General features: G+C 30.2%; 15 protein-coding genes. 8 read left to right on the top strand and 7 right to left on the bottom strand.

What is annotated here, in order from left to right:
• The first annotated feature begins 149 nt into the window (after positions 1-149).
• The 6 genes from RH81_RS13705 to RH81_RS13680 all read left to right on the top strand — a co-directional run bounded on the left by RH81_RS13705 (position 150) and on the right by RH81_RS13680 (position 3,867).
• Positions 150-731, top strand: coding sequence for a hypothetical protein (locus RH81_RS13705; RefSeq protein WP_033961270.1), 582 nt, complete (start codon positions 150-152; stop codon positions 729-731).
• Between the two features lies 1 nt (position 732).
• Positions 733-996: a hypothetical protein gene (locus tag RH81_RS13700; RefSeq protein ID WP_033961269.1), complete on the top strand. Its 264-nt coding sequence runs from the start codon at positions 733-735 to the stop codon at positions 994-996.
• 157 nt (positions 997-1,153) lie between these two features.
• Positions 1,154-1,933 carry a hypothetical protein gene (locus RH81_RS13695; protein ID WP_033961267.1) on the top strand — a complete coding sequence of 260 codons (780 nt, stop codon included), beginning with the start codon at positions 1,154-1,156 and terminating at the stop codon, positions 1,931-1,933.
• 205 nt (positions 1,934-2,138) lie between these two features.
• A complete protein-coding gene (locus RH81_RS13690) occupies positions 2,139-2,384 on the top strand; it encodes a hypothetical protein (protein WP_033961264.1) in 246 nt (81 codons plus the stop codon).
• Between the two features lie 279 nt (positions 2,385-2,663).
• Positions 2,664-3,056 carry a hypothetical protein gene (locus RH81_RS13685; protein ID WP_033961262.1) on the top strand — a complete coding sequence of 131 codons (393 nt, stop codon included), beginning with the start codon at positions 2,664-2,666 and terminating at the stop codon, positions 3,054-3,056.
• A 34-nt stretch (positions 3,057-3,090) separates the two neighbouring features.
• Positions 3,091-3,867 carry a hypothetical protein gene (locus RH81_RS13680; RefSeq protein WP_033961260.1) on the top strand — a complete coding sequence of 259 codons (777 nt, stop codon included), beginning with the start codon at positions 3,091-3,093 and terminating at the stop codon, positions 3,865-3,867.
• A 78-nt stretch (positions 3,868-3,945) separates the two neighbouring features.
• On the opposite strand, the gene RH81_RS13675 is transcribed toward RH81_RS13680, so the two are convergent.
• The 7 genes from RH81_RS13675 to RH81_RS13645 all read right to left on the bottom strand — a co-directional run bounded on the left by RH81_RS13675 (position 3,946) and on the right by RH81_RS13645 (position 10,725).
• Positions 3,946-4,602 (bottom strand): helix-turn-helix domain-containing protein, encoded by a 657-nt coding sequence (locus tag RH81_RS13675; RefSeq protein WP_033961258.1) that lies wholly within the window; start codon positions 4,600-4,602, stop codon positions 3,946-3,948.
• A gap of 1 nt (position 4,603) precedes the next feature.
• Positions 4,604-5,425, bottom strand: coding sequence for a DUF6371 domain-containing protein (locus tag RH81_RS13670; RefSeq protein ID WP_033961256.1), 822 nt, complete (start codon positions 5,423-5,425; stop codon positions 4,604-4,606).
• Between the two features lie 2 nt (positions 5,426-5,427).
• On the bottom strand, positions 5,428-6,576 hold the full coding sequence (locus tag RH81_RS13665; protein WP_033961254.1) for an AAA family ATPase: 1,149 nt from the start codon (positions 6,574-6,576) through the stop codon (positions 5,428-5,430).
• Positions 6,576-6,857: a helix-turn-helix domain-containing protein gene (locus tag RH81_RS13660; protein ID WP_033961253.1), complete on the bottom strand. Its 282-nt coding sequence runs from the start codon at positions 6,855-6,857 to the stop codon at positions 6,576-6,578. Before RH81_RS13660 ends, RH81_RS13665 begins: the two co-directional genes overlap by 1 nt.
• 365 nt (positions 6,858-7,222) lie before the next feature.
• Complete coding sequence (locus RH81_RS13655) at positions 7,223-8,548, bottom strand: tyrosine-type recombinase/integrase (RefSeq protein ID WP_033961250.1); 1,326 nt, start codon at positions 8,546-8,548, stop codon at positions 7,223-7,225.
• A gap of 436 nt (positions 8,549-8,984) precedes the next feature.
• Positions 8,985-9,383 carry a hypothetical protein gene (locus RH81_RS13650; RefSeq protein WP_033961247.1) on the bottom strand — a complete coding sequence of 133 codons (399 nt, stop codon included), beginning with the start codon at positions 9,381-9,383 and terminating at the stop codon, positions 8,985-8,987.
• 115 nt (positions 9,384-9,498) lie between these two features.
• Positions 9,499-10,725: a 3-deoxy-D-manno-octulosonic acid transferase gene (locus tag RH81_RS13645; RefSeq protein ID WP_241478987.1), complete on the bottom strand. Its 1,227-nt coding sequence runs from the start codon at positions 10,723-10,725 to the stop codon at positions 9,499-9,501.
• Positions 10,726-10,813: 88 nt separating this feature from the next.
• Between RH81_RS13645 and RH81_RS13640 the strand changes: the two genes are divergently transcribed.
• Positions 10,814-11,968, top strand: coding sequence for a DegT/DnrJ/EryC1/StrS family aminotransferase (locus tag RH81_RS13640; protein WP_033961310.1), 1,155 nt, complete (start codon positions 10,814-10,816; stop codon positions 11,966-11,968).
• A gap of 5 nt (positions 11,969-11,973) precedes the next feature.
• Positions 11,974-13,002 carry a UDP-glucose 4-epimerase GalE gene (gene galE, locus RH81_RS13635; protein WP_033961243.1) on the top strand — a complete coding sequence of 343 codons (1,029 nt, stop codon included), beginning with the start codon at positions 11,974-11,976 and terminating at the stop codon, positions 13,000-13,002.
• The last annotated feature ends 26 nt before the right edge of the window (positions 13,003-13,028 follow it).

The raw sequence follows: 13,028 nt of genomic DNA, 5'->3' as shown, positions 1-13,028 counted from the left end.
GCCATATTTCAGGACAAGACAGTTGAAAACATAGTAACGTGGAAAAAACATCACGAAAAATTTAAAAAGTGGAGGTCAGAAACCACTAAAAAAAAACGGAGAGAAACCGAAAATCTTTAAGAGTAGGAAAAACAATCAAATAAAATCATATGAAATCAAAATTATTTCTAACAATTACAATTTTAATTGGGCTATCAAATAACAGTTATTGCCAAAACAATATTTCTGAAGTTAACAAAATTCAAGGTTTTTATATATTTACGGATAGTCAACCTTTAGCAGAATATGACGTAATCGGTGAAGTTACAACAAACAACAATGATGATAAAGATATTAAAAATTCTGGCGGACAATATCAAGCAGTAAGAGACTATTTAATTAGGTCTGCAAGACAAGTCAATTATCAAGCAGATGGTTTAATTTTAACAATGGTAAATGGTGGAACCGATAAAGCAATAATTATTAAATTTAAAGAAAATGCTTCAAATTTAAATCAAGCTAAAGTTAAACAATATCAAGGATTATACATATTTGTAGATTCTGAACCGATAGAAAAAACCGAATATATAGGTACTGTAAAAAAGAAAACGAGTTTTTCAAGTAGCCAATACACTTCGTTAAGAGAAAAATTAATAAAAAAATGCAAAAAAGAATTTAGTGATGCTAAAGGATTAATTTTAAAATTTGTTAGTGGCGGAACTGATACTGGAGATGCAATAAAATATAATTAATATGACAATAGTAATTGATACTGCCTCAAAGCAAACAACACGAGAATATTTTAAAAATCAATCTTCTTGGTTAAAAATTCAGTCATTTACATCAAACATTAATGGGCTTAAATTATTCTTACATAATGCTAATGGAAATATAAAACAAATAGTAATTACAGATACTAAAAATCCAATAAAAGAAAATATTAGTGAATACAAATGTTTTTGGTTTGAATATTCTTCTACAGACAAAAATTATGATATAAAAATAACAATTGAATAAAAACCAGCGCATAACACCGTATAAAAATAATTGCGGTTTAGTGCTTTAACAAAGGTAGTTGCGGGTTTGCTACATCTGATTTTCCTGCGGAAAATCCTCGCACACAAAACCGCACTATTCTTATACAATCACGTTGGGCACAATTTAAACACAACCAATGAAAAGAACAATAATTCTATCTATTTTGACAATTTTAATAATTTCTTGTCAATCAAATTCTAATTTTAATGAAAAAAATAGGTTTTATAAAGGAATTGAAAACGAAAAAGAATTATACGTGACTTTCATTAATGATACAGTTGTTGCAATAAATTCGGACAGTTTAAAAACTTGTAGTTGGATTTTCAAAGAGTTTAAGTACAATAAAAATGGACTTTATAAAACTAACGAACTAAAGACCGACACAGTTTGGCTTAAGCCAAAAGGTAAGAAAATTGAATTGACTCAAACAAATAAAAAATTAATATTCGAGAGAATTGATTTGCCAAAATCAGAGATTGCTAAAATTCAAAAAGAAATAGAGATTTCTCAAAACTTTGCGGAAAAAGGAATTTTATATGAGTGTGAATATACTATTAAGGAAGTAGGATACTTTTATGAAAGAGCTATTCAAGAGGTTAAAGACAAACTTAAGAATCCAAGCTCTGCAAAATTCAATAAAGCATATATTCATAAACAAAGTGAATTTAATGAAAATAGTCAATATGTTGAAACTAATAATACTCTAGTATCTCTTAATGTTGAAGCAAAAAATGGTTTCGGAAATTTTACTGAAAGCAAATATTATGTGTTCTTTATTCCAAAACAAGATGATAGTTCAAAATATGATATCAAATTTAGCGATTCGCCAATATTGGAATCGGATTTAAAGGATCGCTTAAAAAGCACTATGGATGAAGCGATAGATGAACTAGAATCTTTAGACTTAGAAGAATAAAAACTGTGCCTAACAACGTGTATAATCAATTGCTAGTAATCGCCGACTTGCATGCCACTTTCTAATTACAATAAAGTAAGAAGTTCTAGTATGATAACAACTGCTACTAGTGCAAGTTCATATCTGCCGTTATTGTTATCCTTGTTTTTAAATAGTCGCATAGCTTAAAAATACTAAATATAGAAAACTTATAGAAAAATAGAATATGGATAAACAAAAAAAGCACGAAGTAAAAATGACCCCAAAAAGAATTAAGTTTATGCAGACTTATAATGATTACGACGATTCACAAACTTTGAAAGAATTGTTATTTGCTAATCAATTACAGTTAGAGAAACTAGATAAACTAGAAAAAATACGTTCTAACACATCGGTTTTAGTGTGGTGGTTGATTGTTATACCTCTTGTTTTAGGTATTCTTATATTTCTATTTGGTTTAGGTCGTTTATAATTGAAAAAAAATTGATTAATCAAAAAACATCATTAATGATTATCAGTTTAAATCAGTTAACTGAATTAATAAAGATTAAGTAATTGAAAAAGATTGAGTTCAATACAAATCAACTATTGAAAGTGTGATTATAATTTCTAGTGTTTGTCACTACTATAATTCCGTAACACATCACTTAGAATTATTTATAGTATTGTTTGTTGACTGATATTTGTCATAAAATACTTGTAGTTATAGACTTAGCTTAGTATTTTAAAGAAAACCACAAGTATAATTATTATGAAAGCAAAAATAATCACATTGATTTTTGTGCTATTTGCGACAATTTCTTTTGCTCAAAGCACATCACAGCCACCTATTCAAAATATTTCTACAGATAGTGCAGTTGTGTTTCGACTCTTTTCCACAAACAACAAATTTAATTTCATCAAATTAAATACACGAAATGGGCAAATGTGGCAAGTTCAATGGAGTCTTAAAAGTAGTCAGTTTGAATATCCTTTATCTTTAACAACTCTAACATCAAAAGAAGATGAAAAGAATGGAAGATTTTTTCTTTATCCAACCACAAATATGTATAATTTCGTACTGCTAGACCAAATAGACGGTAGAACGTGGCAAGTACAATGGTCATTTGAAGAAAATAAAAGAATGGTTATTCGTATCTACTAAAATTGATTTAATTAATTAAAACTACTTAATAATAATGGTCGAAGATTTTACAAAAGCAATTGTTAGAGAAATCGGAAGAAATTACGGTAAAGCGATTAGTAATCAAATATTAGGGGATGCTCATTCTACTCCATATAGGAGGGTTGGCGAAACTTTAGGAGCTGGCTCTGGCGGTAGAAACTATGAAAATCTATTAGATAAATTAATATCAACGTTTATAATAAGAGGTAAAGTTGCCACTTTTAATTCAGCTCAAAACATTTATAATGCTTTTTTTAATTTGGTAAACGAAGCTAAAGATGATGGTGATTTAGATCTTTATGAAACTTCATATTTAATCCAACAATATTATCGTGCTCTTTTCAAACTAGATGAAATATCAAAAGCTTTACTAGAGTTAGATGCAAAAGATAAATCTCAAATGGTATTAGAGAAGATAATTTCAATGAATGCCTTTATGAAATCGTTAGACGAAAACTTTGAGCGATTACCATTGATAGAAAATGAAATAAGTAAATCTTCACTATTCAAAGGTAGAGCAGTAATCGTTATATCACTATTTCTTTTCATCTTGATGATAATAAATTTAAAATTGAATGTTTATGAACTCTCAAAAACCACCACTTTAATTATTATGGGTTCTCTTCTTGTAGTTGGTGGAATTTTTGGAATGATTTTTATTAATTCTTATAATAAAAGGGTACGAATTGAACAAAAAAGATTACACAGAATTAAAGTTATTAATGAGGTTAAAGAATTAATAACAAAGGCAAGTAATTCTATTGAGGTTTCAGAGGTTGAAGTGCTCTAACGTAGTTAAAAATGCATTAAAACCTTACCAATAAAGACTGTTTACATCAAGAATTAATAATATCTTTATCATTTAATTCTACTGGTTTATCAATGTTTTTGATAAGATACTCTCAATCTCTAAAATGTCTTGATGAGGTAATTTATTAAAATCCTCTTTGGTTAATTTTAAATTATTGATTTGAATAAAGTTATTTACTTGCATAGTTTTAGTTGCACCAGACAATTCTATAAAATGTTTTAAGGCTGTGGCGTTATTGTCTTGAATACCGATATAATATAATTTTTCTAATGCTTTTGGTATCATGTATTCAACTTTACCTTTTACCAAACTATTAAAATTATCAGAAAAACCGTTTTTAATATGCCTGTAAACAGTCTGTCTTGATAAACCTGTTTCATGTTTTATTGTCATAATCGAAGGAAAACATCTATTCTCACAAATATGATTATGAATACAAATACCTATGGTTGTATGATTATTTTCATACGTTAAATTTCTAACAAAGTCAGCATGTTCTTTTTCATTCGCAAGCGTATAGCATTTCGCTATTAACTCAACTATTTGATAATCTAGTCCAAGTTTTTCATTATAACTTTCATTCAATAAATCTTGTAATTTATCTATTACTTCTAGGGCTCTTTCAGGGTTGGCTTTCACAAATCCTTTTATATCTTTTAAAGTATTTATTTTATCAATATCTGTAACCTTTTGTAAACTTTTTTCTTTTTTCATTTTATATTTTGTTTAAATAATAATCTGCTAAATCACTTCCTTCTGGTAAGTCTGTGACTTCAAGAACTGTGTGCATATAATACTTACTTAAATCTAATTTTGATGCCCAGTAATTAAACGCCTTTCCTTTATCTGCAAATATCGTCGCATTACCAAGCACCTTTATCTTGTTATAGAAGTTCAAACCACCAGTAGCCATCCAAATATATTGAGGTGCAATAATTGACATTATCAATGCGGTTTTTTCGCTTTCTACAACATTAATAACCTTATTGTGCTCCAGTAGATGCAAACCAAACAAACATTGTTTAAAACGACCATCTTTAGCCTTAAATGGTGTATAGATGTTATTAGTTCTATGACCATTCAAATAGTATATTGATTTAACATAAGTTAGCCTATTGTCTTTGTCAATAAAAGGAAAGATTAAACGGTTTTTGTCTGTTCCTATACGATACATTTTAAACGCTTTTAAGATGCTTTCTTTACTTGCTTTAGTCTTGTTGAATATGTATTGAAATAAGTCGTTATCTGTGTTTAGATCGTACTTGTATTCGTTCCAATCAATAAAAGACTGCGGTTCTCTTTTCATCTTAATTGTGCTTAATGATAAACCACTAATTCGAGTATCGTGTCCGTTCTTTTTTGGATAATTGAAATAGCCACATTTTTCTACTCTGTTACATTTGCCATATTCATAAGGAGCATATTGTCCTGAAGAATTAACGAATCTGGTGTACTGTTTTCCGCCTCTACATTCTGGACATCTAAATCTTGTGTTTTGTCCCTTGTATCTCTGTAATTTCCAATAGTAATCTGCCAAAATTAAAACGGTATTGAATTATTATCAACTGGATTGTGACCTTCACGGTTTGGTAAGCACTCACTAGAATAAGGGCTTTTAGATTCAACCATTTCTTTCAAAGTGTCTGCATCTAGTTTTTCAAGTTCTTTAAGCCTTGTGGGATCAACACCTTTAAATGCATCATAATTATTATAAACAGTTCCTCTTGATACTTCATGTCCAAATTCTTTTAATACCTCGTATGCTTTTGCTCTGCTTCTATAGTACAAACTACATAAGGTGTAAAATTCTCTTAAAGGTGCTCTTTCAGTATCTAAACTTGTACCACTAAGCAAATCATATTCTTTAGAAAAACCATCAGAAACATACATAGGAACTTCATGTTTATTAAGTTCAATACGTGTTTTAATAACATTATTTGCACCATAAACTTCTTCTGAAATTCTTGTCTTTAATTGCTTAATATAGAATTCCTTAGTATCGTCATTATTTACTCTACCTATTCCAATCAAAGCATCTACTTCATTTGGAATTTTAGAAGAACCAAATAAATGTTTGTCTTGAAGTGGAAGCATATCTCCACCAACTTGTGTAGTGTGACCTATAACTAAAACAGTATAGCCGTCATATTTAGCCAAATCCATTAGCGGACTTAAAAACTGCTTAATCTGTAAACCATTGGTTTCATCAATGTCATTTATTTTAGAAATATTATCAATTATTATAAATTTAGCATTGTATTCTTTTGCTACTTTCTTAATATTATCAAAGACTTCTTTAGGACTACTTCCAGCATCAGAACCTCTAGCTAATGTTATTCTGATTAAATTGTCAGGTACGTTTAAAGTTCCTAAGCGGTTCTTGACTTGAGTATCTTTCAATTCATAATCAAAATACATTACCGTCATAGGTTCGCAGTCGTTCTGAAAATAAGTGCCATTTCCTAAATCTAGGCTTTCTCCTTTAGCAACTGCCAAGCCTATTTGCCAAGTGAAAATTGACTTCCCTAAACCTTTATAGCCAAACAATAGTGAAACCTCATTTTTGTATATTAGGTCGCCAATTATTTTAGTTGGTGGTTCAATATTTCTTTTCTGTAAGTCGCTATAAAGCTCTGCTTGATATGGTGACTTTTTTTCTGGTCTATTGAGTTCCTCAAGATTAGCCATTACTTACCTGATTTAGTGAAACCGTTTTCAATTTCAGATCGTTTGTAATAGACTTTGTTTTCAAACTCGTATTTAGTGAGTTTACCACGTTTAACGTAACGCCATAAAGTTGCCTTATTGACTTTTAAAAGGTCTGCTGTTTCGCCTGGAGTTAAATACTCGGATTGTGCTTCTTGTGGTTTGTGGTTTTTGAGTGATGTTGAAAATATTGCTTCAACTTTGTTGGTAATCATTTGAGCAAGTTCTTCAGGAGAAATTGCTACTAATTGAATTTGTGTCATTTGTAATTTATTTAAATTTTAATAATTTAAAAGATTACCTAATCGTAAATTCCTATATTTGTAATTGTATTTTGAACGTCGAAATTTTTAATACAATTAAAAGGAGTTGCCTATTAGGTGGCTCTTTTTTCGTTTGCATATTTACTGCGATTGCAAGATATATTTTTGCTATAATTTTTTACTTTTTTTTTCCAAAGGTTTCCAACAAGTTTTTAACATTATTGAATTCTCAAAAAAGTTAAAGATATGTTAAGGGTAATTTTAAAACTCTTTAAATCAATTGTTTATAAATATAATATTAATTAAATCATAAGAAAATTCTTATTAAATAGGCTTTTTTACCAAACAATTATTCCCTAGCTTTTCTATTCATTTTCCATGTGTTTCTTCCATTTCTCAATGTGTGTATCATCGGTTTTGTTGATATATGCTAAAAATGTGGCTTCTTTTTTATGACCAGTTACTCTCATTATTTCTGCATTAGTCATTTCGCCACCGTAATACATCATACAGAATGTTCTTCTGCAAGTGTGAGTTGCTATGTATGAAGACTTAGGTCTTTCTTTAAGAACTGCACGATATACCTTTTTTATGTCGCCATTTCTAGTCTTTTTTTCTTTAAGTAATTCTCTTTTGTAATCTATGGTAGGCTTGTTAATTTCTGCTTTTATGCATATTTCCTTAAAGTAATCAGAACATTTTTGAGTTGATATTTTATGAGGAGGATTGATTAGTATTTCCTTAACCTTTGGATGAATTGGTATAATAACTTTTGTCGTTGTTTTGCCTTGTGCAAATCGTATCGTACCATCGTCTTTTACATTAGGCAATACTTTATTAATTAAATCACCGCCACGCTGACCAGTATAGCATCCTAACAGCAACCATTTTCTAGCATTTATTAAATACGGTTTATCTAGTTCCAATTTTTCAATATCATCTAGTTCTTCTTTGTTTAGATATATTACATCTTCATCAGAATCAGGATTGGCTTCAGAAGGTATTTCAATAGCATCAAAATTATTAGGTAAAGACATTTTGCCTTTAGTTCTTGCCACTCTACCAAACAATAGAACATCAGATATTATATTCTTTTTGTAAATTCCACGGTGTGACCAATCAATTAAGAAAGCATTAAAATTATTAATACCATCTTGTGTTAGATCGCTTAACTTCATTTTACGACCAAGTTCTTCATCTTCATAAAATTGAATATTGTTTAAAAATGTCTTAATATTCTTTAAAGTGTTTTCAGACAAACCATAACCACCTTTGCTGTTTTTAAACTCACTATGGTTATCATATTTGTGGTCGATCCAATGAGTTAAGTTTAATCTTTCAGGACTTACTTCACCACTATTATAATATGTACTAATAAGGTTCTTTAATAAGGACACAGAGTATTCATCATCTGGAGTTTTTACAATTTCAGTTAGAACATACTTTCTTAATGGTTGCAGCTTACTTAAATAATCTTTATATAATGAATAGCTTTCTTCAAAGTCAGTTCCACTTTTGCGCTCTAGTTGTTTATCTGTAAGTTTTAGGTATTCTTTAAAGTGTTTTTTAAACCAAGACTTATCAATAAATTCTTTAGTTGGAGCATTGTATCTTTTTCCTTTATGTTCTAGTCTTATGTATATAGGAGCGTAATCCTTTGAAGAAATGTATTGAAAAGTTATGGTTGCCATAAATGATTCTTTTATCTAGGTGTGTATTTGATTAGACTGTTAGACTTTTTTTTAGTCAATAAAATATAACTATCTATAATACAAGCACTTGTAGTTGTTTATCAAGATATAACTAGTTAGACTTTTGTTTAGATCACATATTAGACTAGTTAGACTTTAGGCAAATGTAACGTTTTCTGTACGTTTTATATGATATTTGTACGTTTTTTTAGTTAGTGTATGCGATTGCAAATATACTTGAAGTTCTAATAAGTCAATAAAAACAGTATATTTGAACTATATTTAAAGTTTATTAGGATTGCATGATACATAAGGTTGTACTTCCGTCTTCAGTACTAAAGCCTTTATCGAAAGATAAAGGCTTTTTTATTTCATTCATACTCATAAAAAAAGGCCTGATTATATCAGGCCTTTTTTTATCAAATTAAGATGAGTCTTAATTGTCTTTTAATTTGTCTGCAGCATCTTTCATTGCATCAGCTCCTTTTTCTTTTGCTTTGTCTACGGCATCATTTGCAGCATCATTAGCTGCGTCTTTTGCACCATCTACAGCATCATTTACTGCGTCTTTTGCTTTATCAGCTGCATCTTCTGCACCTTCTTTAACCGAGTCAACTGCATCACTTGCAGCATCTGCAGCACCACCAGCAGCATCTACAGCGTCGTTTACAGCATCACCAGCAGCATCTGCAGCTTCATTTACAGCATCACCAGCAGCATCAGCAGCATTTTCAACAGCATCAGCAGCTCCTTCAGCTCCTTCTTTAGTTTCTCTACATGATACAGATACGACAAGCGCCAATACCAATGCGATGTTTAATAATAATTTTTTCATTGTAATAGTTTTAGTGTTAATTAATAATACACGAAATTAATAAGTTATATTGAAACGGCCTTAAAAAAATTAACTTTTTGTTAACACATTAAGGGTTTACTTACAATTTTCAGTCTTATATACGTATGTAATCAATGATTTGGTTTACAGCTCCTTTATTTTTTCTGATGAAATTTTCGTTTATTGAGCCAAGTTTTGCTCTTTCCTCTGATGATTTAATTAAGCGATCTAGTTCACTTTTAAGAGAAATACTGTTGTTTACGGTGAGTACTCCGCCATTTTCTATCATTTTTTTTGCCTCTGGAAACTTGTCATAGTTATTACCAATAATAATTGGAATACCAAAAACTGCTGGTTCTAAAATATTATGAAGACCTGTCGTTCCTATTGCTCCACCAACATACGCAATATCTGCATAACTGTAAATTTTGGATAATAATCCTATTGTGTCTATTATAAACACTGGGTAATCACAAATGACTTTGTTTTCCATTTCTGAAAATAACACATGTTCAACACCTAGCTTTTTAGTGATATTATCTATTTGTGATTGATTGATATTGTGAGGTGCGATAATAAACTTTAGATGCTTTGTAGCATTTTCATTAATGTAAGACATGAGGATTGCCTCATCTTCTGGCCAGGAACTTCCTATAGCAATACATAAGCTATTGTCCTTAAATTTTGAAACAAAATCGAGATTGTTGTTTTGTAATAATTGATTTGAAACACGATCGTATCTTGTATCACCAGAAATAGTAACATTGGTAATACTAATATTTTGAAGTAGTTTTTTTGAATTTTCATTTTGAACAAAAATATGTTCAAAAGCTTGTAATGCCTTCCTAAGGTGACTACCATACCATTTAAAATAAGAATGATTTTTTCTAATTAAAGCAGAAATCAGAATAGCACGTCCTTGTCTTTTTTTCAATTCGTTTAAAACATTTGGCCAAATATCGTATTTCACAAATACTGTAAAATCAGGATTAACGATATCTAAAAACTGACGAGAATTTGCGTTGGTGTCTAATGGTAAATAAGTAACAATATCTGCAATAGGGGTGTTTTTTCGAATGTCATATCCTGAGGGTGAAAAAAAGGTCAATACAATTTTATATGAAGGATATTTATTTCTTATAGACTCAAAGACTGGTAGGCCTTGTTCATATTCGCCTAACGAGGCACAATGAAACCAGATGGTTTTATCAGAAGGGTCTAAGTTCTCATTTAATATTTTAAACGTTTGACTGCGACCCTCAACACCTTTTTTAATCTTAAGATTAAAAAATGCAAGGATTTTTAAAATGAATGAAAGTATATGTATTCCTAAATTATACAATATATAAACGTTTATGTTACTGCTAAAATACTGTTCTTTGAAATAATTTCATTGCTTAATGCTAATGAATTTCGTAATTTCGTATAGTATGAAAAAAATTCAAATGGTTGACCTTAAAGGTCAATATAGCAAAATAAAAGCTGAGGTTGATAGCTCTGTTTTAGAGGTATTAGATTCTACGGCTTATATCAATGGACCAAAGGTTCATGAGTTTCAGAAAAATCTGGAAGATTATTTAGGTGTTAAAAACGTAATTCCTTGTGCTAATGGTACAGATGCATTGCAAATTGCAATGATGGGATTAGGTTTGAAGCCAGGAGATGAGGTGATTACAGCAGACTTTACGTTCGCTGCAACAGTAGAAGTAATTGCATTATTGCAACTTACTCCAGTATTAGTAGATGTTGATCCTATAACATTTAATATAGATATTGATGCCATAAAAAAGGCAATTACTCCTAAAACTAAGGCAATCGTTCCTGTCCATTTATTTGGAATGTGTGCAAATATGGAAGCTATTATGAACATTGCAGAAGAGCACAATCTGTTCGTTATTGAAGATAATGCACAAGGTATTGGTTCAACGTATACATATAGTGACGGTAGAAAAGCAAAAGCAGGAACTATAGGTCATGTTGCATCGACATCATTTTTCCCATCAAAAAATTTAGGATGTTATGGTGATGGTGGTGCCATTTTTACTAATGATGACGATTTAGCACATACCATTAGAGGTATTGTAAATCATGGGATGTACGAACGTTATCATCATGATGTAGTTGGTGTAAATTCTCGATTAGATTCTATTCAAGCAGCTATACTAGACATAAAGTTAAAACGATTAGACACGTATAATTTCGAAAGACGTAAAGCTGCAAGGGCTTATAATAAAGCTTTCAATGGCATTGATAGTATAATTACTCCAAGTGGGAAATCTTCATGCCAAGGAATATGTGAGAATTGTGATTGTCATGTATTTCATCAGTACACACTTAAAATTTTAAATGCAGATCGAGATGCTTTAGTAAAACACTTAAATGAACAAGGGATTCCTTGTGGAGTGTATTATCCAATCCCATTACATTTACAAAAAGCGTATAAAGATTCTAGATATAATGAAGCTGATTTTACAGTTACCAATCAATTGGTTAAAGAAGTAATTTCGTTACCAATGCACACAGAATTGGATGATGAACAAATTGAATTCATTACATCTACGATTATCAATTTTGTAAATTCTTAAACAAAATGAAAAAAATTCTTGTTACTGGTGGACTTGGTTTCATAGGTTCACATACAGTTGTTGAATTACAAAGCGAAGGTTATGATGTTATCATTATTGATGATTTATCTAATTCTTCTGTAGATGTTATTGAAGGCATCAAAGCTATTACAGGAAAATTACCAATTTTCGAAAAGTTAGATTTAAAAGAAAAAGCTTCAGTTGAACGTTTTTTTCAAAAGCATAGTGACATTTCTGGAGTTATTCATTTTGCAGCCAGTAAGGCTGTAGGTGAAAGTATTGAAAACCCTTTATTGTATTATGAGAACAATCTCAATACGCTTATTTATATGCTTAAAGAAGTGCTTAACTTAAGTGCATCTAATTTTATTTTTAGTTCATCATGTACCGTTTATGGTCAGGCAGATGAAATGCCAATAACTGAAAATGCTCCAATAAAGCCAGCTGAGTCACCATATGGAAATACTAAGCAAATTGGAGAAGAAATTATAAAGGATACTTGTAAAGTAAATGATAATCTAAATGCTATTGCATTGCGTTATTTCAATCCAATTGGTGCTCATCCATCTACTAAAATTGGAGAATTGCCCATTGGTGTGCCACAAAATTTAGTGCCATTTATTACACAAACTGCAGCTGGACTACGTGAATGTTTATCTGTTTTTGGAAATGATTATACAACACCAGACGGAACATGTATAAGAGATTATATTCATGTAGTTGATTTAGCAAAAGCTCATGTGGTTGCTTTAGAACGTCTTTTAAATGATAATAATCAATCCAATTTTGAAACCTTTAATGTTGGTACAGGTGTAGGTAGTTCTGTATTAGAAGTTATTCGGTCTTTTGAGAATGTTTCAGGACAATCACTTAATTATAAGATTGCACCAAGGCGAGAAGGAGATGTAGTTAAAGCCTATGCAAATACTAAAAAAGCAAATACGATTTTAGGTTGGGAAGCCAAATCTTCACTTGATGATGCAATGTTATCTGCATGGAAATGGGAGAAAAATATTCGAAATATTGAAGATTGATTCTTGAAAATTATATAATAAAAAAA

The organism is Psychroserpens jangbogonensis (genome assembly GCF_000797465.1).
In the GTDB taxonomy this organism is placed as follows: domain Bacteria; phylum Bacteroidota; class Bacteroidia; order Flavobacteriales; family Flavobacteriaceae; genus Psychroserpens; species Psychroserpens jangbogonensis.
The sequence above is the reverse complement of the archived record's forward strand: the minus strand, read 5'-3'. Positions and strand labels throughout refer to the sequence as shown.